Genomic DNA, 20062 nt, shown 5'->3' on the forward strand with positions numbered 1-20062 from the left:
GCACTGCATTCCCGCGTCATCCATCCGCCGCTTCCTCGCATCACGTTGCGCCGGGCGAGATCCGCGTTGAATTGCGCTGGACGAGCCGGCCATCCATATCGGTATCCGCAGCGGGATATCGACGGTCACGCGGTTCGCGCAGTGCAATTCAGGCCGTCGGTCAATAAACCTTTACCAACAAGAACCGCAATTTCATGACACCCCGCCTTCTCGCCGCGCTCGTCGCCGCGGCCTTGAGCTGCACCGCCCTGCCCGCCGCCTACGCGCGCACCTACGTCGCGCCGACCGCGTCGCTCGGAAAAGGGGCTTACGTTCATCAGTTCGTGCTGCGCGACCCCGTCACGCACCAGCCGCTGCCGAATGTGCGCTACCGCCTGTACCTGCCCGGTCAGGTCATCGCGGGGCTGCCCGTCAAGCCGGAGCAGCGCGACAGCGTGATCTTCGGCACGACCGACGCGGCCGGGCGCACCGCCCGGGTCCGGCTGCCGAAGCTGCATCCGGAGAAGCAATGGGTGTTCAACCCGATCGTCGGCGACGGCGACCTCGGCGAATCGTTCCGGCTGGTCGAGCCGGGCGGCTCGGCGCCGATCGGCCATTTCCCGTACGTGCTGGACGTGGAGAACGAATACCTGGCGTGCGGATACTCGGATGCGAACGGCTACACCTACTACGCGCAATCGCGCACGCCGCGCAACGTCAATCTTTACGCCGGCACGCTGGCCGGGGCGGCCGACACCGACTGGTGCGCGGGCCCGGGCATGACCATCGCGAACAACGCGGACGCCCCGGGCGCGCCTGACCTCTACACGCAATACCTCGGCAGCCTGGTCGCCAACGGCGACCGGATCAGCAGCGAATTGCGGCAGCAGATCGTGGCCAAGCTGCTGTCGCTCGCGATCGCCGAACGCGACGAGGGCCGCGTGGCCGCCGCGCTCGATCTCGACAGGATTCCCGACGATCGCCGGAACGACATCGGCTACCGGCTCGCCGACGCCGGCGTCGCAGTCGAGCGCGGGCTCGCGATGATCGACGCGCATCTCGCGGAATCGCCGAACGATGCGTATGCGCTCGACAGCAAGGGCTGGGCGCTGTATCGCCTCGGCCGCAACGACGAGGCGCTCACATGGTTCGACCGCTCGATCGCGATCTTCACGAAGGACGGCAACACGAACAAGGACGCAGGCGAAGCCCATGCGACCGGGCTGACGCACAAGGGCGAAGTACTGTGGAAACTGGGTCGCCAGGATGAAGCGCGCGAGGTGTTCGCGCAGGCGCGGAAGATTCAGCCGAAGAACGACGAGCTGGCGGAAACGTTGAAGCGGCTGGCGATACAGATCGGGCAGGACGGCACGAAGGCGCCGGGTACCGCCAGCGAGTAAGTGGAAAAGCCGCGCGGCCGCGGCTGTCGCCGGTCTTGCGGACAGCGGAGGCCGGCTGTCTCGCGCACGGTCGGACGCAAGCAGCCGTGCGGGCCCGCCCGCCTCACGCTTCGCCTTTCGCGCCCGGGTTGAGCATCACGACGAAGCCGGCCACGCCGACGACCAGCGCGATGGCGCCGCCGCGCAGCGCCATCGCATTGTCGAACAGCAGCCCCGACACGACGGCCATCATCCCCGCGAGCGACACGAACACGGCGACCGCCGCGACGACGATGCGGGACTGGCGGCGGATCATCGCGCGCGCCGCGTCAAGCGGCCGCAGCGGCAGCCGCTACGTCGTCATCGTCGCCGCGAATCAGCAGCACCGGGCACTTCGAGCCGCGCACGAAGCGCTCCGCGACGCTGCCGAGCAGCACGCGCCGGATCCCGCGCCGCCCGTGCGTGCCGACCACCGCGAGATCGATTCCGCCTTCCTTCACGTAGCGCTGCAGGCGCTCCGCGATGTCCTCGCCGATGCTTTCCGTCTCGACGAGTTCGGCCTCGCCCTTCGCGCCCGCCAGCGCGATGATCTGCTCGGCTTCGCGCAGCACCTTGCGCCCGTCGTCGCGGATTTCCTCGACCAGTGCGTGCGGATCGAAACGGCCCGCATAAGTGAACAGCACCGACTTGTCCACCACATACACGGCGCTGACGTGTGCGTCGCTTGCCAGCGCGACCTTCACTGCCTCGGCAAGCGCCTGCTTCGACGAACCGCTGCCGTCTACGGCCACCATGATCTTCTCGTACATGCGAACCTCGCTGGGGTGAGTTGCCACGCGTCTGTTCGCGCGGCCTTGTCACCATCATCGGCGGATGGCGGGTTTGAATGTTGATGGCGATCAAGGTCGACCCGACACCGTCCGTGCGGCAAAGCGCCGCGACGTGACGCCGATCCCGCTCGCTTGCGACCAGGTCGCAAACCTGGCTGATACAGAAGCCGAAGCAGCGCAATCGAGCGATCATCGTGCCGAAAGCGCTATCATCGAATGTGCGACTTTCGTCCGGCCCTTATTTGCCGGCCCACTTTCAACTCGCTCAACCGACATGACAACGACTACCGAACGCGTGGACGGCGCCGCCCAGCATCTCGTCGCCGCCCGCCATGCCGGCTCGCCCGGCCCGCTGCTGCCCGATGCGCTGCGCCCCGAGAACGTCGAGACCGCCCTCGCGATCCAGCAGCGCGTGGCCGACCTGCTCGGCGAACCCGTCGGCGGCTGGAAATGCGCGCTGCCGCCGCCCGACCGCGTGATCGTCGCGCCGATCTTCGCGTCGACGATCCGCGAGGCCGACGCGCCGTACCGCGTCGTCGGCGGCCCGATCGTGCGGATCGAACCGGAAATCGCGTTCGTGCTCGATCGCGACCTGCCTGCACGCGAACAGCCGTACGACGAACGGGACGTGCGCGACGCGATCCGCGAAGTGCGCATCGTGCTCGAAGTGCTCGGCTGCCGCTATGCGGAGCCCACGCGCGCGTCGAAGTTCGAGCTGCTGGCCGACGGGCAATTCAACCAGGGGCTGTGTGTCGGCCCGGTCGTGCCCGACGGGCTGAACGTGCCGCTCGAGACGCTGGCGCTGTCGTTCGAAGGCGCGCTGAACCGCACGATCGACGGCCGCCATCCGGACGGTGATCCGCTGAAGCCGCTGGTGTGGCTGGTCAATTTCCTCGCCTCGCGCGGCGACGCCGTGCGCGCCGGGCAAATCGTGACGACCGGTTCGTACGCGGGCGCGATCGACGTGCCGCTCGGCGACGCGCTGACGGTGCGCTTCGGCGAACTCGGCAGCCTGTCGGTGACGTTGACGGCGTGATGCGGGTGGTGCGCGGATACGCCTGAGCGGGCCGGCCGATAGCGGCCCGCAGCGCTCCGGCTGCGATCGATGCGCGTCGTGCTCAGGGGCCGCTGTCAGTTGCGTGGCCGTCCGTGCTGACGTGATGGCGGCCACGCCTGCAACGGCGCATCCGAGTCCCAGTCATGCCGATGCCGACAGAGACTCCCCGAGCAGTGCCATGCCGATGCCAACGCCGATCTGCATGCGCAGTAGGCCTGCGCCGTCGCACCTACCGAGCCGAGCATCCGGACGAACCGAAAGTAGATGACGAACGGCGGCGTGGTCGAGAACGCTGCGAGCGCCGCCAGCGATTGCGGTGACGAATGGAGCGTCCACGGACGATCAACGACGATGCCGGCCGACACAAGCACGGCCGCGCCGACGATGAGCGAGCCGGCGGCGGGCGACGGGACGTTCAGGACGAACCGCGGCTATGGAACCTGAGAACTTCAATGGACGAAACGACAGGCGCAACCAAACGCACAGCCCGCTACCGCACAGCGAACGAGCAAGACGTCGCCGCGCTCGTTCAACTGGTCAACGCTGCGTACCGTCCGACGACGGCGGCAGCCGGATGGACACATGAAGCATCATTAATCGACGGCCCGCGGATCACGTCGCCACAGCTCGCCGCGACGCTGCGTGCACCGGACTCCGTCCTGCTCGTCGCCGAGATCGACGGCGGCATCGCCGGCTGCATCGAAGTCAGGAAAGACGGAGACGTGGCCTATATCGGCACATTAGCCGTCGCGCCGTCAATGCAGGATCGTGGGCTCGGAAAAGCGTTGCTGAACGAAGCCGAGCAATTCGCGGTTCGCCGCTGGAAGATCAGAACGGCCGTGATGGTCGTCCTGTCGGCGCGCCACGAACTGATCGATTTCTACTTGCGCCGCGGCTATACGCGAACGGGTGAGCGGACGGGCTACCCGTTCGACGCAGGCGTCGGCAGGCCGCGAGACGAAAACCTGACCATCGAGACGTTGACCAGGAACATGGCGCACGACTGATGCCGCGTGCCATAGCACCAATTCCGTTCGCAACGACACGCCCCGTATCCGGCCCGTCCCGACGTGATACCGTTGCACATCACCGCACGCACGGGCCCGCCCTGCCGGGCACGCGCATCGCCTTCAAGCCGATACCGACCATGTCGCTGACACCGCTTCCCGCCCTGCTCGACGAAACCCTGCGCACCGTCGCGCGCCGCTACCGGCTGCCGCCGCTCGACAGCGCTTCGTCGCCGGCCGACGCCGCGAACCCGGCCGCCACGCTCGCGATCGTGATCGAGGAAGCGCGCCGGATGCGAAGCGACGGGCAGACGCCCGACGCGGCACTGCGGCAGCGCTTCATCGACGCCCTCGCGCAGATGATCCGCGATGCGATGGATACGCACGCCGGCGATCCCGCCTTTCAGGCCGCGGTGTTGCGGCACGATGCGCCGAGCGTGCGCGAGTACGCGTCGTTGTCCGCGCATGCCGAGCAGGACCGTCGCGCGCTGCACTCGGCCGTCAACGCGATCGCGCACCCGGCCAAGCTCGAGCGCAGCGCCCGCCCGTGGCAACGCGACGGGCTCGCGCGGCTGCATGCGGCCGCCACCGCCGCGTCGTGGGCCGAACTGCACGACACGCTGCAGCACCTGCTCTCCCTGCCCGACATGGCGACCGACACCGCGTTCGAGCAGGACATCGTCAAGCTGAAAGACAGCCCCGCACTCGAACGCATGCTGCGCGTCGATGCCCTGGCAGCGGACGAGCACGTGCGTCGCTACCGGTCGCTCTGGGTGCGCCAGGGCCCGCTCGAAGGCAGCACCGTCGCCGTCGCGCAGGGCGTCGCGTCACAGCAGCGCGGCGCAGCCGTCGAAGCGCTGGCCGCGCAGGCGCTCGACGCGCTGGCGCGTCGGCTCGACGCCGTCGATGCACGCCGCACGTACCGGGTGGTGACGTCGATGCGCGTGCCGTCATCGATTCCGGGCCGCCACGATCGCGCGAAAACCGAATGGGACGCGATCCTGCTCGAACGCACGCGCGGCGATGACCCGGCGCCCGCGTGGAACGTGCGCTTCCTCGTCGAAGCGAAAGCGTCCGCGGATGCCGCGACGACCGACCTGCCGCGGCTGCTGCGCGGCCTGAACCTGCTCGCGCAGGCCGACCCGGACACGCTCTATGCGTTCGATACGCACCAGGGCACGGTGCGCGTGCACGGCGCGTCGCTGCGGGCGCTGACGACCGACGAAGCGGAGCTGCCACGGGAAGTGCTCTATTGCTGCGATGCATCGGCCGACACGACGCCGCGCCTGCTGGGCGCCGCCAGCCGGATGCAGCTGCTGTCGGCGCAGGCGAGCCTCGAATACGCGAGCGCGCTCGCGCAGCGGCCGGACGCCGATCCGGGCGGCCTGGGTGTCGTCTGGCACGCGCTGCTGACGCTGCCGCAATGGCATGCCGTGCTGCACCAGTACCCGTCGTTGCGGCAGGTCCGCGAGCTGATGGTGGCGATCGACGACTTGCGGGCCGCGATCGACGATGTGGCCGACGACGGCGTCGCCAGCAGCGTGTACGCGTGATGCGGGAGACGGATCGGACCGACCATCGATACGACTAGCCGTCCGGCGCACACCGGTTGCCGATGCGCCCGGCCGCCGCCCGCACCGGCGAAATTCGTGCATCCAGTGCGGTACGATACGCGCCGGGGCGAAACGCCTCACCTGAGAGACCCGGCCGCTGCGGCCCCACACCCGGCACAAGAAAAAATGCCTAAAAGCCCATTGCTGCACCGACACCTGTTCGCCGCGCTGGCGGCCAGCCTGTTCTGGATTCCGGCGGCCCATGCCAGCTCGGACGATAGCTGCGAAGCGCCGGTCACGCTCCGGCAGAATGCGTACTTCTGCGGCAACCTGCCGATACTGAGCCCCGCCAACGACACGCGCATCAACGCAATGCTGATGATGGTCGACAGCGCCAAGGTCGCGCAGGCGTTTCCCGACCCGAAGACGATCCCGGCGAAAGACCGGATCAACCAGATCATCGTGCCGTTTCCGATGGACTTTTCCGGATGGATCTATATCGGGCAGAAGACGCCCGACAAGACCGGCGGCGCGGCGGAGACCGAAACACCGTCGAACCAGTACGCCGACGGCGAAGGCAGCATCTGCCGCAGCATGACCTCGGGCGCCGACGCATTCAACGACGCACTGGGCAGTGCCGGCGGCCTCCCCGCCGACGAAGCCGCGCGCCTGCGCGCGGCGCGTGCCGACATCGCGCAGAAGACCTGCGCTGCCGGCGGCGCGAGTGCCGCCTGGACGAAACCGCCGGTCAAGTCGCCGCTCGGCCAGCAGTTCGCCGCGTACCTGGACGGCACGAACGCGTTCTACCGCGCCGACTTCCTCACCGCGACCCGTGCCTTCGCGAGCGCGTCGCACAGCGCGAACCCGTGGCTGAAGGAAACCGGGCTCTATATGGCCGGGCGCGCGCAGCTGAACGCCGCGCAAGCCAACGTGTTCGACAACGACAGCCCCGCGCCGTCGCGCGGCCGCGTGACGAAGGTGTCGCTCGACGCCGCGAATACGGTGTTTCGCACTTACCTGAAGGTGTACCCGCAGGGGCGCTATGCGACCTCCGCAAACGGGCTGCTGCGGCGTGTCGCGTGGCTCGGTGGCAACGTCACGCAGCAGGCCGACCTGTACGGCCACGCGCTCGCGCGCTGGTCGCCGGCGACGTCGAACGTGCCGCTGATCCAGCTCGCGAACGAACTCGACAGCAAGCTGCTGTTCGGGTCGGAATTCGACGCGAGCCAGATCCAGTCGCCGACCGTGCTCGCGACCGTCGACCTGCTGCGCATGCGCACGTCGGAAAACAGCGACTCGAGCCGCGCCAAGCCGCTGACGCTGGACGACCTGCAGGCGCAGAAGCCGCGCTTCGCGAACGCGCCCGCGCTCTACGACTACCTGCTCGCGACCTGGTACGTCCAGATCGGCCACAAGCCGGACGCCGCGCTCGCGTTGCTGCCGCAGACGCCCGCGGAGCCGCTCGACTACTTCGGCCTGAGCCAGCAGGCGCTGCGCGGGTTCGCGCTGGAGGATAGCGGCCAGTCCGACAAGGCGCGCCAGCTGTGGCGCGACCTGATCCCGCTCGCGAAATTCCGCTTCCAGCGCGAAGCGCTGGAACTCGCGCTCGCGATCAACCTGGAGCAGGCCGGACTCGTCAACGACGTATTCGCCGACGATTCGCCCGTGCAGAACGCCGCGATCCGCGCCGTGCTGCTGCAACGCTCGGCCAATGCGGACCTGCTGCGCGCCCAGGCGCAAAACCAGGCGACCGGCGGTGCGCTGCGCGACACCGCGCTGTACACGCTGCTGTACAAGGAGCTCACCCGCTCGCGTTACGCCGAGTTCATCGCCGATGCCGCGCTGGTGTCCGGCAAGCCGGCCGATCCGCTGAAGCCGTTCATCGCAGCCGGCGCCAAAAATGAAGACGGTTATACGTGCCCGTCCGCGAACGACATCGCCACGGTGCTCCAGCAGAATCCCGCCGATGCGAAAGGGCTGAACTGTCTCGCCGATTTCGTGCGCCTGCACCCGCCCGCGCCCGGCCTCGAAAGCGATCCGGTGCCGCCGTGGATGCGCAACGCATCGACGACGGCCGCCACGCGCATCCCGCCGACGCTCGGCGGCGCGCCGTCGCAGTTCGCGGGCAAGCCGTTCGAGCGGATGTCGAGCTACGTGACGGTGATGGCCGATGCGCAGGCGAACCCGAACGACCGCGCCTACGCGTACTACCGTGCGATCAAGTGCTATGCACCGGGTGGCTCCAACGAATGCGGCGGCAAGGACGTACCGAAGAACGTACGCAAGCGCTGGTTCGATACGCTGAAGGCGAGCTACGCAGGCAGCCCGTGGGCGCAGAAGCTTCGCTACTACTGGTAAGCGTCGCGTGAAGCGTATCGCGCGCCTGGCGTGCATCGCGCTGCTGCTGGCCGGACGCGTCGCGCTGGCCGGCACCGTCGACGCCGCGCGGTACGACGCGTTCTGGTTGTGGGCAGGCGTGAAGCCGCAGGCGGTCGTGCACGGCGCACGTGCCGTCTACGTGCTGCAAGGGCAGATCGAGGCGTCGCCGCGGGACGAGTCGCAGGTCCGCGTGATCGCGCAAGGGGTGGCGCTGCCGCCCGTGCCGCAGGCGCGCGTGTGGCTCGTCTATCGCGCGCATACGCTGCGCTGGACGCCGCGCGTCACGCAGATCATGCTCGCGCAGCTCACGCGCTGGCGTGCGTCGGGCCGCACGATCACCGGCATCCAGATCGACTTCGACGCGCGCACACGTCACCTGCAGGATTACCTCGAATTCCTGCGGTCGCTGCGCGAAACGCTGCCCGCCGATTGCCGGCTGAGCATCACCGGGCTGCTCGACTGGAGCAGCCGCATCGATACCGACCAGGTCAACCAGCTCAGGGGGATCGTCGACGAAGTGGTCGTGCAGACCTACCAGGGCCGCAGCACGATCCCCGACTATGCGGACTACCTGCCGCGCGTCGCGCGGCTGCAGTTGCCGTTTCGCATCGGCATCATCCAGGGCGGCGAATGGGACGCGCCGCCGTACCTCGCGACGAATCCGTGGTTCCGCGGCTACGTCGTGTTCCTGCGCAACGACTAGCAGGCGAAGGCGCGACAGCGCCGCGCCTGTCCGCGCGCCGGATTCATGCCGGTCGCGGCGAAGTCGCGTCCACGTATACCCACGCGGCCACGCCCGATTCGAGCACCACGCGATCGCGGCGATACGCGTCGACTTCGTAGTCGTCCGCGTGCTGCAGTTCTTCCGGCGTGATCGCGAACACGGTGCCCGTGACACGATCACCGGACTGGCCGGTATAAGCCACCACCGGATGATGCGTCTTCCCGCTCGTCGCCACCACTTCCGGAGCGTCGATCTTCAGCATCGTCATCGCGTAACCGGGCATCGCATCCTCGCGACCGTCGAGCTTGCGGCCGAAGGTCGCGAGCTGTACGGGCTCGAGTTGCAGCGTGCCATAGGAAAAGAGGTGTTCGGAGAAAGTCGCGGGCGTGCTGGACATGATCGAACTCGGTCAAAGAGTGGGAGCAAACGAAGCGTAACGCGGATCGCCGGCGAGCTTACGCGGCGCCCGCGATCGTGCTGCCGAGCCCGGCGAGCGCAATCACGAGCAGCGCGCCTGCCGACGAAGCCGTGATCCAGCGCTGCTTGCGATGAATCAGCGGATGGTTGATCGCGGCCATGTAGCTGGTCAGGATCGTGAAATCGACCGCGATCCACAGTGCGGCCAGGATGGCCAGGCTCACGCGCGAATCCGGCGTGATGCCGACGAACTGCGGAAAGAACGCGACGAAGAACAGCAGGTCCTTCGGATTCGCAATGCCGACGAGAAAGCCGCGCACGACGCCGGGCAAGCCTCGCGCCTGCGATGCCGGTTCGCGTTGCGCGGCGTCATTGCCGTTACGCGTCCGGCCGGCACGCCATTCGCCGCGCAGCGTCCGGATGGCCAGCACCGCGATGAACACGCAACCCGCCACGTGCAACCCGGTCAACAGGCGCTCGCTGACGAACACGACGCCGAACACCATCAGCATCGCCCCCGCGATCATCACGAGGCTCGCGGCATTCGCGCCCACCGCGGTCAGCATGCCCTGGCGGAAGCCGCGCCGCGCGACGGTGCCGACCACGAGCATGACGACCGGGCCGGGCGTCGCGATGAGCAGCACGATCGCGGCGAGATAGGCGAACAGCAGCGGGTAGTGAAGTGTCATGAAAAAAAGTTGTTGGGTGAATTGACGTGCGTGCCCGACACGGTGGCATCATCGTGCTTAAGCGCACCGGATTGCACGGTTTTCTGAAGTATTCCGTACCCGGCGTGCTGTTGAAAAACGGAAAATCCTGCTGGATGACATGAGTTTTATTCACATTCAAAACCCGTGAAGGCCAAACCGCTCCCTCCTGTCTACGCGCTGCGCGCGTTCGAAAGCGCCGCGCGCACCGGCTCGTTTACGCTGGCCGCCGAGGAACTGAGCCTCACGCAAAGCGCGGTGAGCAAGCACGTGCGGACGCTCGAGGCGTACTTCGGCCGGAAACTGTTCGTCCGGCACGGCCCCAGAATGACCGTGACGGCGGAAGCGCACATCTTCGCGTCGGGCCTGCGGCGCGGCTTCCGGCAGATCGAGGAAGCGTGCGTGCTGTTCCAGTCGCGACGCGACGTGCTGCGGCTCAAGGCGCCGTCCACGCTCACGATGCGCTGGCTGCTCGACGCACTGGCCGCGTTTCGCGCTACGCGGCCCGCGTTCGAGGTGCAGATCGCGAGCGTGTGGATGGACGTCGATACCGTCGATTTCTTCAGCGAATCCTACGATTGCGCGATCCTGCTCGGCACAGGCAGGTTCGGCGAAGCCACGCAGTGCGTGAAGCTGTTCGACGAATGGCTGATTCCGGTGTGCTCGCGTGCGACCGCGACGGTCGCACGCACGAATCCGGCGGCGTGCGAGCTGATCCACCCGTCGCCCGACCGGCGCGACTGGCGCCGCTGGCTCAAGGGCAGCGGCCATGATCTCGAGGTGGACATCACGCGCGGGCAGGTGTTCGACATGCTCGAACAGGGGATCGCGGCGGCGATTGCCGGCCACGGCATTTCGATCGGCGATCTCGCGCTGTGTGCGACGGCCATCGACGAGAAGCAGCTCGTGCTGCCGTTCAAGACGGCCGTCAATACGGGAGACGCGTACTACCTCGTCTGGCCGGAAGACTCCGCCAAGGCCACGCAGGTGCGCGAACTGCTCGCGTTCCTGGAGAGCCGGATGCCGCGGCTGACGTTTCCGGGCATCCGCTTCAACGGCCCGGGCTGAACCGCAGCGGCCGCATGGCCGACAGCGCGACGGGCGCGACTGCGCGCCGCCGGCCCGCAATGGCAGCGCAGCCCGCCGAAGCGGGCCTGCGCTCACCCTGTTACGCCTGCACGAAAGCCAGCAGGTCGGCGTTGAGGACGTCCGCGTTGATCGTCAGCATCCCGTGCGAGTAGCCCGGGTAGGTCTTCAGCGTGCCGTTCTTCAGCAGCTTGATCGACTTCAGCGCGGCATCCGCGATCGGCACGATCTGGTCGTCTTCGCCATGCAGCACGAGCGTCGGGACGGAGATCGACTTCAGGTCTTCGGTCTGGTCCGTTTCCGAAAACGCCTTGATGCCTTCGTAATGCGCCTTGGCGCTGCCTTCCATCCCCTGGCGCCACCAGTTGCGGATCACGCCCTGATGTACGGTTGCACCTTCGCGGTTGAACCCGTAGAACGGGCCGCTCGGCACATCGAGGAAGAACTGCGCGCGATTGTCGGCGAGCGCTTTGCGGAAGCCGTCGAACACTTCGATCGGCAAGCCTTCCGGGTTCGATGCGGTTTTCACCATCAGCGGCGGCACCGCGCTGACCAGCACCGCCTTCGCGACGCGGCCGGCCGGCTCGCCATGCTTCGCGACGTAGCGCGCGACTTCGCCGCCACCGGTCGAGTGGCCGATGTGCACCGCATTGCGCAGGTCGAGTGCTTCGACGACCGCGAAAGCGTCCGCCGCGTAATGATCCATGTCATGACCGTCCGACACCTGCGCCGACCGGCCGTGGCCGCGCCGATCGTGCGCCACGACGCGATAGCCCTTCTGGACGAAGAAGAGCATCTGCGCATCCCAGTCGTCCGCCGACAACGGCCAGCCATGATGGAAGACGATGGGCTGCGCGTCCTTCGGGCCCCAATCCTTGTAGAAAATCTCGACGTGATCCTTCGTTGTGACGGTTGGCATCTCGATGGACTCCGGTAAGGTGGATGAGCTCGGCGCTGTGGCCGGTAGCCATTATCGGACAGGTTTGTTAAACGATGATGCCAAGTTGCGAATGACCGTCGACGATTTCGACAACGTGGACGAACCCGCTACGGGCGAACGATCGTGCAGCGCCGCACGTCAACCATCCGTCGACACCGTCACGGCCTCCCACGCACGAATTTCCGCGTCCAGCGCAGCCAATTTCCCACGTACCAGCCGCAGCGCATCGCTGCCGAGCAGCAGGTGCGAGGGCGGACGTTCCGCGGCAATCACGGCGAGCATCGCCCGCGCAGCCTTCGCGGGATCGCCCAGTTGCTTGCCGCTCTTCTCTTCACGCGCCCGGCGGATCGGATCGAACAGCGCGTCGTAATCCGCGATCGAGCGCGGCGTGCGCGCCATCGAGCGGCCGGCCCAGTCGGTGCGGAACGAACCCGGCGCCACGGCCGTCACCGCGATGCCGAACGGCTCCAGCTCCTTGCCGACGGTTTCGGTCATGCCTTCGAGCGCGAACTTGCTGCCGCAGTAGTAAGCGATGCCCGGCATCGTGATGTGGCCGCCCATCGACGTGATGTTGAGGATGTGGCCACGCCGCCGTTCGCGCATAGTCGGTATGACCGCCTTCATCATCGCGACCGCGCCGAATACGTTCACGTCGAACTGCCGGCGCATCTCGGCGAGCGGCGCCTCTTCCATGATCCCTTCGTGCCCGTAGCCGGCGTTGTTCACCAGGACGTCGACGGGCCCCACGTTCGCCTCGATGTCCGCCACGACGCCGTCGATGCGATCGAAGTCGGTCACGTCGAGCACCCGCGCGAAGGCCTGCGCGGACAGCGCGTCGAAATCCTGCGCCGCCTGCGCGCTTCGCACGGTGCCGACCACCGTGTAACCCTCCGCGAGGGCCTCCTGCGCGAGCGCGCGGCCAAAGCCGCTGCTGACGCCGGTAATGAGCATGAGCTTGCCGGATGCCATTTGAGCTTCTCCCGAATGTCGATTGGAGCGTGCATACTAGTCTGACGAACCACACCGGATAAGCCCGATTCCGCTGATTTTCTTGCACAAAACTATGAGCACCACGCCCGCCCCCACTCGCACTCGCGCGCTGCCGCCGCGCGACCGGAAACGCCTGGTGACGCTGCTGCGCGCGCTGGCGCCCGACGAAGGCTACAACCTGACGGCGCTGCCGAGCGTGCGCATCCTGCGCTCGAACCGCGCGTTGTCGCGCACGCCGGTGCTGTACGACCCGGGCATCGTGATCGTGTGCCAGGGCTCCAAGCGCGGCTACTTCGGCGGCGAGCGCTATCTGTACGACGAGCATCACTACCTGGCGGTGTCCGTGCCCGTGCCGTTCAGCATGGAAACCGACGCCACGCCCGAACGCCCGCTGCTCGCGCTGTACCTGCACCTCGATTTCACGTTGGCCGCCGAACTCGCTGCGCAGATCGACCGCGCCGGCCTCGCGGAAACCGTGCAAGCGCCGAAGAGCATGATGTCGACGCCGATGGACGAAGCGATGCACGCGTCGGTGCTGCGTTTCGTCGAGGCGATGCACCGGCCGCTCGACGCCGCGGTGCTCGGCCCCGCACTGCTGCGCGAGCTGTATTTCCGCGTGCTGACCGGCGCGCAGGGCAACGCGATGCGCAGCGCGCTGGCGATGCGCGGGCAGTTCGGCCGGATCGGCCGGTCACTGCGCGTGATCCATGCCGATTACGCGCAGCCGCTCGACGTGCCGCAACTGGCCGACGAAGCCGGCATGAGCGTGCCGAGCTTTCACAGCCACTTCAAGGCAATCACGCAGGTGTCGCCGATGCAGTACCTGAAATCGACACGGCTGCATCAGGCGCGCCTGCTGATGGTGCGCGAGGACCTGACGGCGGAGGCGGCCGGCTACGCGGTGGGCTATACGAGCCCGTCGCAGTTCAGCCGCGAATTCAAGCGCCTGTTCGGTCTGACGCCGGCGAAGGAGGCGCAGCGCATGCGCGAAAGCTTCGCGATTCCGGAAGCGTTCGAAGATGCGGCATTCGTGTCGTCGCATTGATGTGCGTCGGCATGCGACCGTCACGCATGCCGTCAACGCATGGCATCGCGGACCAGACCGGCGAGCGACCTCAGGATGAGCGCCGTCACGCCCCAGATGTCCTGCGCCTGCTCCGCCCAGTACCATGCGCCCACACGTTCGCCGTCCGTGTATTGCCGCAGCAGGTCCGGATTCAGCAGCGCGGCGAACGGAAACTCGAAGATCTCCGCGACTTCCGCGGGCGCCGCCTCCCAGATCGCCGTTTCCGGCACGATGCCGATCACGGGAAAGATCGCGTGATTGCGCTTTCTGGTTTTGTGGATCGGCAAGCTGCCAACCAAGCGGACCGCATCGGGCGCGAGGCGGATTTCCTCGAACGCCTCGCGCAACGCGGTCGCGCCGATGTCGCGATCGGACTCGGTCGGGCGGCCGCCCGGAAAACTCACATGCGACGAGTATTCCCTGAGATCCGACGCACGCGTGGTCAGCAGGATCGTCGGCTCGCGCCGCGCGACGATCGCGACCAGCACCGCCGAGAATTTCCACTGCCTATCGTTGTCCGCGAGGGTTTGCATCGCGGTCGGCCAGTCGGTGCCGGCAGGGATGCCGTGCCCTTCCACGCCACGGACGATCGCGTCCAGAAGCGTTTGCGGCGAGCCGGCATTCGCTTGGTCGCCGCCGGTATCCGGAGCGCTTCCGTCAGATCCCATGTCTTCCCCCTGCACGCTCGAACCTGCACCTTGCGGATAGTTGAATGATCGAATCGGATCTCCATCGGCAAACGGAGAAACCCGATCATGCATGAAAAACGGACAGCCCGTATGCCGCCCTTTCATCGCATCTTGCGGGCACAATGACGCATCGCGACGCCATGCCGCCGCCGCTCTGCCGCAAGCCGCCGACAAACGTGCCCCGCGGCCCGTCGATTGCCGCACCCACACGAGATTCAAATGCCTTCCTACGCCTTCCGCCTGCTGAACGTATTCGCCGAATCGACTTTCGGCGGCAACCCGCTTTGCGTATTCGACGATGCGCGCGGCATGGACGACGCGACCATGCGGGCACTCGCCGTGCAGTTCAACCTGTCCGAAACGACCTTCGTGCTGCCGTCGGAGCACGCCCATGCGCGGGTACGCATCTTCACGCCGGGCCATGAGATGGCCTTTGCCGGCCATCCGACGCTCGGCACCGCGCATGTCGTGCGCGACCTGCAGGGTGCGGGGAACGCGCTCGCGCTCGAGTTCAAGGCCGGCGTGGTCGACGTCAGCGCGCATGACGACGTGTGGACGTTCACCGCGCCGCACGCAGGCATGCCGAAGACGGCGCCATGTGAATTGTCCGATGCCCGAATGGCGGCATTGCTGGGGCTCACGGAAGACGATCTGCTCGCACCGCCGATCTGGATCGACACCGGCGCCGACCAGTTGCTGGTCGCGCTCAAGGACCCCGCCGCCGTGCGTCGCGCGCAGCCCGACAGTGCCTGCCTCGATATCTGGCCGACCAGCAGCCTCGGCCGCAAGACCGCCTACGTCTTCGCGTTCGATGCCGAGCGACCGGGGACGGTGGTGTCGCGCTACTTCTTCGTGAAGCAAGGCAGCGTCTCGGAAGACCCGGGCACGGGGTCGGCCTGCGCGAATCTGGGCGGGTGGCTGCTTGCAATGAATCGCGACCTACCGGCCGCGTTTCAGGTCGAACAGGGTGACGCTATCGGCCGGCCTTGCCGGTTGCGGTTGTCGGTCAGCGCGAGCGGTGAAATCGGCGTCGGTGGGCGCGTGATCGAACTCGGGCGTGGCGTGATCAACCTGTAGCGGAGACGATCCGGCCCGCGCCCCAGTTCACCGCGCCCCCACCCGCCACACCGTCACTTCGTGCAGCGTCTCGCCGGGCTTGAGCATCGTCGTCGGGAATGCCGGATGATTCGGCGAATCGGGAAAATGTTCGGCCTCCAGCGCGAACGCATCGGTTGGCCGATAGACCGTCCCGCCCTTGCCCGCGACGCTGCCGTTCAGCCCGTTGGCTGTATAGAACTGCAGCCCCGGCTGTGTCGTGTACAACTCGAGGAAACGCCCCGACGCCGGGTCGTAAACGCGCGCGGCAAACGCCGGCGCCGGCTGGCCGCCCTGGTCGAGCACCCAGTTCTGGTCGTACCCATGCGCGATGACGAGCTGCGGATATGCGTCGCGCAGATGCGCACCGATCGGTGTCAACTGGCGCAGATCCATCGGCGTGCCCGCCACGCTCGCCAGTTGCCCGGTCGGAATCGACGTATCGTCGGTCGGCGTGAAGCGCGAGGCGGCGATCTCGATCAGCTGCCGCTCGACGCTGCCGCCGGCCTGCCCCGCCAGATTGAAATAGCTGTGGTTGGTCAGGTTGACGACCGTGTCCTTGTCGGTCGTCGCGCGGTAGTCGATGCGGATCTGGTTGTCACGCGTCAGCGTGTAGGTGACGTCCGTCGTCAACGTGCCGGGAAAGCCGTTCTCGCCGTCAGGGCTCACGTAGCGCAGCGTGACGCTCGAACCGTTCGCGTCGCCGTGCGTTCCGGTGACCGTCCATACCTTCGCGTCGAAACTGCCGGGGCCGCCATGCAGCGTATTCGGCCCGTCGTTGACCGGCAGCGTCCACGTCCGGCCATCGAGCGGGAACCGCCCGCCGGCAATGCGGTTCGCATACCGGCCGATCAGTGCGCCGAAATGGATGTTGCCGTTGTGCGCTTCGTAGTCGTGCAGCGAATCGAAGCCGAGCGCGATGTCGGCAACGTGGCCGGCCCGGTCCGGCACGTTCAGTGCGGTCACGATACCGCCGTACGTGATGACTTTCAGCGTCACGCCGTGCTTGTTCTCCAGCGTGTACTGGCTTACCGCCTGCCCGGTCGCGGTCGTTCCGTAATCCGCGCGGCTGATCGATACGTCGAGCGCCGCCGATGCGGGCCCTGCGTGCAGCGCGAACACCCCGACCGCGCAGATCGCGAGCAGCGGGCATCGCGGCCAGATGCGTTTCATGGCAACCTCCGATACGGTGCGATCCGTGCGCATGCGCAAGCGGCATGCCTGCTCGCGGCCACGTTTGCTATGCTTCGCGCATCCGCCTGCCCGAGCCGATCGCCGCCATGAACGCCCTCGATCCCGATATCGCGCGCACGCTGCGCGCCGCCTGCGACGCCTGCTTCGGCACGACGGCCGTGTGGCCGCTCGTTGAACACGCGTACGGCGAGCCGCAGCGCTTCTACCACACGCTCGCCCATCTGGCGGAATTGTTCGCGCACCTCGCGCCGTATCGCGCGGACCCGCTGTGGCCGGCCATCGAGCTGGCCGTATGGGCACACGACATCGTCTACGCGACGACACTGCCGGATCATGCGGACAACGAAGCGCTCAGCGCGCAATGGCTCGCGCAGGTCACGCACGCGCGTTGCGACGCAGCCTGGTTGCACACGCATGCATCGCACGTGTCCGTTGCCCGCGACCTGGTGCTGGCGACGAAGTCGCACCGGCTGCCTGACGCGTTCGCCGCCGATCCGGAATTGCAGCGTGCCGCGCAAATTTTCCTCGACGCCGATCTCGCGATCCTCGCGGCCGCACCCGAACGGCTCCGCGAATACGACCGCGCGATCGCGCGCGAGTGGGCGCAGGATCCCGACGCACCGTCGGCAGGCTTCCGCGCCGGCCGCAAGCAGGCGCTCGAGCATCTGCGCGCGCAGGCCCCGTTGTTTCGATCGGCGGAATTCGCGCCGCTCGAGCAGCACGCGCAACGCAATCTCGACATGCTGATCGGCTACTACGCATAAGCCCCCTGCGCACACCGCTACAGGCGCGCGCTTCTCCGGCCGGCGTGGCGCAAGCCGCGCGCCGCACGTGCGATCGCCGCCACCGCGCCCGCTCCGCACCCGGCCGAATCGAGCCGCGCAGGATGCCCACGTTCCGATACCGAATGACGAGGCGAACCTCGCCTACCCGGCCCCGCATCACGACGATCAGGTATGGTCGGCGCGCCAGCGGCGAGGGCTGACGCCGGTCAAGCGCGTGAAGGTCCGCGAGAAGTGACTCTGATCGGCAAAACCGCACGCGTCGGCGATCATGCTCAACGGCAGGCTCGGATTGCGCATCCATTCCTTCGCCCGTTCGACGCGCTGCATGATGAGCCAGCGATGCGGCGGCAGCCCGGTCGTCTGATGAAACGCCTTCACGAAATAGCTGCGAGACAGCCCGCATGCACTCGCCACGTCGGCCAGCCCGAGGTTGCCGTCGAGATGCTCGAGCAGGAGCTCCTTCGCACGGCGCTCCTGCGACGGCGTGAGTTTCCCGTACGTCTTTTCCCGCCGCTCGCTGACGCCGCCGTAACGGTGGGCCACGTGCGCCTGAATCGCGAGGCCGACGTGATCGATGAACATCTGCGACGCCTGGTCCGGCCGCGCGAGCGCGGGCAGCAGCGACTGGCCGAGCGAGTGGACGATCGGATCGTGCGCGCTCAGGTGAGGCGGCAGGTAAAGCCGCGGCCGCTGCCGGCCGCCGAGGTCGTCCACCGTTTCCTCGAGCAGCGGGCGCGGCATGTGGAAATGCATGCAGTCGAACGCGCCCTTCAGATCGGCTACCCAGTCGCGATCGAGATCGTAAACCGTGACCGTGCCCGCGCCGTACGGCACGAACGGCGCGCGGCGGCCGTCGAGCCACAGATCCTGTTCGCCGAACGGACGCAACTGCAACACGATGAGATCCGAATTCTCCAGTTGATAGGGCGCGGTGAGCCCGCTGTTGCGGCGCAGCGACTGCAGCCGGACGATGCTGACCTGTCCCTTCGGCAGCGCTTGCGCGACGACGGTCTGCCGGACGTCGGCCGGGATGAAATCGGAAGAAGCGTTGTCCGCCTGACGTGCAGTCATGAGTGGAGACAAGCAGGTGAATGACGACGCGCATCAGTCTAGCAAACCAGCATGACGCGCGCTGCCCTTCGTGCGGCACGCGCTGGTATGATGCGCCAGCCGCCCCTACCGGAACTCGCGATGAAGCTGTCATTCGAAGCGCTCGAAGCCCTCGATGCGATCGACCGTACCGGAACGTTCGCCGAAGCCGCGGAACTGCTGCATCGCGTGCCGTCCGCCCTGACCTACCTGGTACAGAAACTCGAGAGCGATCTCGGCGTCATGCTGTTCGACCGCAGCGGCCGGCGCGCGAAGCTCACGCACGCGGGCCGCATCGTCGTCGAGGAAGGCCGGCGGCTCCTGCATGCGGCCGAACAGCTGGAGATGAAGGCGCAGCGCGCGCAGGCAGGCTGGGAAACCGAGGTCCGCATCTGTATCGACGAGATCCTGCCGTTCGACGCGATGTGGCCATTCGTGCACCGGTTCTATGCACTCGGGATGGATACGCGGCTGCGGCTGTCGACCGAAGTGCTCGGCGGCACCTGGGACGCGCTGATCTCGCGCCGCGCGGATCTCGTCGTCGGCGCCGCCGGCGAGCCGCCCGAACTGCCGAACATCATCGCGCGCCCGATCGGCGCGCTGAAACACGTGTTCGCCGTTGCGCCGACCCATCCGCTCGCCGCGCTTCCCGAGCCGCTGTCAATGGCGGCGGTCGTCCAGTATCGCGGCGCGGTGATCAGCGATACGTCGCGCGAGTTGCCGCCGCAGTCGGTGGCGATCGACGCCGGCCAGCCGACGCTCGCGGTGCCGACGCTCGCGGCCAAGCTCGATGCGCAATGCGAAGGGCTCGCGGTGGGCACGCTGCCGGAATGCATCGCCGCGCGCGCGATCGCCGACGGCAAGCTCGTCGCCCGCCGCGTGACCGGCATGCGCGACACCACGCATTGCTATCTCGCCTGGCGCAGCGACGAAGCCGGCCGCGCACTCCTGTGGTGGGTCGAGCAACTCGATCGCCCCGATCTCGTCGACCGCCTTTTGCAGCTCGCCTGATCGCGCCGTCCGTGCGCCGCGCGCACGCGTGTTGTCTGCCTTCCCGCCTTCCCGCCTGAACGACCTGACTCGCCTAAACGCTTGC

21 protein-coding genes are annotated in these 20062 nt (G+C 67.4%); 12 read left to right on the plus strand and 9 right to left on the minus strand.

Annotated features, from left to right (window positions below):
- Positions 1-194: 194 nt before the first annotated feature.
- The gene (locus F3J15_RS11675; RefSeq protein ID WP_166890970.1) at positions 195-1379 is read left to right on the plus strand and encodes a tetratricopeptide repeat protein; all 1185 of its coding nucleotides are present in this window, start codon (positions 195-197) and stop codon (positions 1377-1379) included.
- A 103-nt stretch (positions 1380-1482) separates the two neighbouring features.
- Here F3J15_RS11675 and F3J15_RS11680 read toward each other — a convergent pair whose 3' ends face one another.
- Both F3J15_RS11680 and F3J15_RS11685 read right to left on the minus strand, forming a co-directional pair.
- A complete protein-coding gene (locus F3J15_RS11680) occupies positions 1483-1674 on the minus strand; it encodes a DUF2964 family protein (protein WP_166890973.1) in 192 nt (63 codons plus the stop codon).
- Positions 1675-1687: 13 nt separating this feature from the next.
- Positions 1688-2167 carry a universal stress protein gene (locus F3J15_RS11685; protein WP_166890976.1) on the minus strand — a complete coding sequence of 160 codons (480 nt, stop codon included), beginning with the start codon at positions 2165-2167 and terminating at the stop codon, positions 1688-1690.
- Between the two features lie 295 nt (positions 2168-2462).
- Between F3J15_RS11685 and F3J15_RS11690 the strand changes: the two genes are divergently transcribed.
- The 6 genes from F3J15_RS11690 (at position 2463) to F3J15_RS11715 (ending at position 8887) form a co-directional block, all read left to right on the plus strand.
- Entirely contained in the window at positions 2463-3224 is a 762-nt protein-coding gene (locus tag F3J15_RS11690) for a fumarylacetoacetate hydrolase family protein (protein ID WP_166890979.1), read from the plus strand.
- Positions 3225-3509: 285 nt separating this feature from the next.
- Positions 3510-3689 (plus strand): hypothetical protein, encoded by a 180-nt coding sequence (locus tag F3J15_RS11695; RefSeq protein ID WP_166890982.1) that lies wholly within the window; start codon positions 3510-3512, stop codon positions 3687-3689.
- A gap of 8 nt (positions 3690-3697) precedes the next feature.
- Positions 3698-4252, plus strand: a complete 555-nt coding sequence (locus F3J15_RS11700) for a GNAT family N-acetyltransferase (RefSeq protein ID WP_166890985.1) — start codon at positions 3698-3700, stop codon at positions 4250-4252.
- A 140-nt stretch (positions 4253-4392) separates the two neighbouring features.
- A complete protein-coding gene (locus F3J15_RS11705) occupies positions 4393-5805 on the plus strand; it encodes a 3-deoxy-D-arabino-heptulosonate 7-phosphate synthase (protein WP_166890988.1) in 1413 nt (470 codons plus the stop codon).
- A 186-nt stretch (positions 5806-5991) separates the two neighbouring features.
- The gene (locus F3J15_RS11710; protein WP_166890991.1) at positions 5992-8163 is read left to right on the plus strand and encodes a hypothetical protein; all 2172 of its coding nucleotides are present in this window, start codon (positions 5992-5994) and stop codon (positions 8161-8163) included.
- Positions 8164-8179: 16 nt separating this feature from the next.
- The gene (locus F3J15_RS11715) at positions 8180-8887 is read left to right on the plus strand and encodes a DUF3142 domain-containing protein (protein WP_166891065.1); all 708 of its coding nucleotides are present in this window, start codon (positions 8180-8182) and stop codon (positions 8885-8887) included.
- A 43-nt stretch (positions 8888-8930) separates the two neighbouring features.
- On the opposite strand, the gene F3J15_RS11720 is transcribed toward F3J15_RS11715, so the two are convergent.
- Positions 8931-9305 carry a gamma-glutamylcyclotransferase family protein gene (locus F3J15_RS11720; protein WP_166890994.1) on the minus strand — a complete coding sequence of 125 codons (375 nt, stop codon included), beginning with the start codon at positions 9303-9305 and terminating at the stop codon, positions 8931-8933.
- Positions 9306-9363: 58 nt separating this feature from the next.
- Complete coding sequence (locus F3J15_RS11725; RefSeq protein WP_166890997.1) at positions 9364-10014, minus strand: LysE family translocator; 651 nt, start codon at positions 10012-10014, stop codon at positions 9364-9366.
- Positions 10015-10179: 165 nt separating this feature from the next.
- On the opposite strand from F3J15_RS11725, the gene F3J15_RS11730 reads away from it, so the two are divergent.
- Positions 10180-11100 carry a LysR substrate-binding domain-containing protein gene (locus F3J15_RS11730; RefSeq protein WP_166891000.1) on the plus strand — a complete coding sequence of 307 codons (921 nt, stop codon included), beginning with the start codon at positions 10180-10182 and terminating at the stop codon, positions 11098-11100.
- Positions 11101-11200: 100 nt separating this feature from the next.
- Here F3J15_RS11730 and F3J15_RS11735 read toward each other — a convergent pair whose 3' ends face one another.
- Together F3J15_RS11735 and F3J15_RS11740 are read right to left on the minus strand one after the other, a co-directional pair.
- On the minus strand, positions 11201-12037 hold the full coding sequence (locus F3J15_RS11735) for an alpha/beta hydrolase (protein ID WP_166891003.1): 837 nt from the start codon (positions 12035-12037) through the stop codon (positions 11201-11203).
- Between the two features lie 159 nt (positions 12038-12196).
- Positions 12197-13027 carry an oxidoreductase gene (locus tag F3J15_RS11740; RefSeq protein ID WP_166891006.1) on the minus strand — a complete coding sequence of 277 codons (831 nt, stop codon included), beginning with the start codon at positions 13025-13027 and terminating at the stop codon, positions 12197-12199.
- Positions 13028-13121: 94 nt separating this feature from the next.
- Between F3J15_RS11740 and F3J15_RS11745 the strand changes: the two genes are divergently transcribed.
- On the plus strand, positions 13122-14093 hold the full coding sequence (locus F3J15_RS11745; RefSeq protein ID WP_166891009.1) for an AraC family transcriptional regulator: 972 nt from the start codon (positions 13122-13124) through the stop codon (positions 14091-14093).
- Between the two features lie 32 nt (positions 14094-14125).
- On the opposite strand, the gene F3J15_RS11750 is transcribed toward F3J15_RS11745, so the two are convergent.
- Positions 14126-15013, minus strand: a complete 888-nt coding sequence (locus F3J15_RS11750) for a CoA pyrophosphatase (RefSeq protein WP_345891583.1) — start codon at positions 15011-15013, stop codon at positions 14126-14128.
- Positions 15014-15022: 9 nt separating this feature from the next.
- Here F3J15_RS11750 and F3J15_RS11755 point away from each other — a divergent pair, with 9 nt between their 5' ends.
- Positions 15023-15880 carry a PhzF family phenazine biosynthesis protein gene (locus F3J15_RS11755; protein ID WP_166891012.1) on the plus strand — a complete coding sequence of 286 codons (858 nt, stop codon included), beginning with the start codon at positions 15023-15025 and terminating at the stop codon, positions 15878-15880.
- A 27-nt stretch (positions 15881-15907) separates the two neighbouring features.
- Here F3J15_RS11755 and F3J15_RS11760 read toward each other — a convergent pair whose 3' ends face one another.
- Positions 15908-17071 carry an aldose epimerase family protein gene (locus F3J15_RS11760; RefSeq protein ID WP_166891015.1) on the minus strand — a complete coding sequence of 388 codons (1164 nt, stop codon included), beginning with the start codon at positions 17069-17071 and terminating at the stop codon, positions 15908-15910.
- Positions 17072-17178: 107 nt separating this feature from the next.
- On the opposite strand from F3J15_RS11760, the gene F3J15_RS11765 reads away from it, so the two are divergent.
- A complete protein-coding gene (locus F3J15_RS11765) occupies positions 17179-17856 on the plus strand; it encodes a hypothetical protein (RefSeq protein WP_166891018.1) in 678 nt (225 codons plus the stop codon).
- Positions 17857-18042: 186 nt separating this feature from the next.
- Here F3J15_RS11765 and F3J15_RS11770 read toward each other — a convergent pair whose 3' ends face one another.
- The gene (locus F3J15_RS11770) at positions 18043-18948 is read right to left on the minus strand and encodes an AraC family transcriptional regulator (RefSeq protein ID WP_166891020.1); all 906 of its coding nucleotides are present in this window, start codon (positions 18946-18948) and stop codon (positions 18043-18045) included.
- 120 nt (positions 18949-19068) lie between these two features.
- On the opposite strand from F3J15_RS11770, the gene F3J15_RS11775 reads away from it, so the two are divergent.
- Positions 19069-19977, plus strand: a complete 909-nt coding sequence (locus F3J15_RS11775; protein WP_069250246.1) for a LysR family transcriptional regulator — start codon at positions 19069-19071, stop codon at positions 19975-19977.
- The last annotated feature ends 85 nt before the right edge of the window (positions 19978-20062 follow it).

The sequence above is a fragment of the Burkholderia sp. Ap-955 genome (assembly GCF_011753045.1).
Lineage (GTDB): Bacteria > Pseudomonadota > Gammaproteobacteria > Burkholderiales > Burkholderiaceae > Burkholderia > Burkholderia lata_D.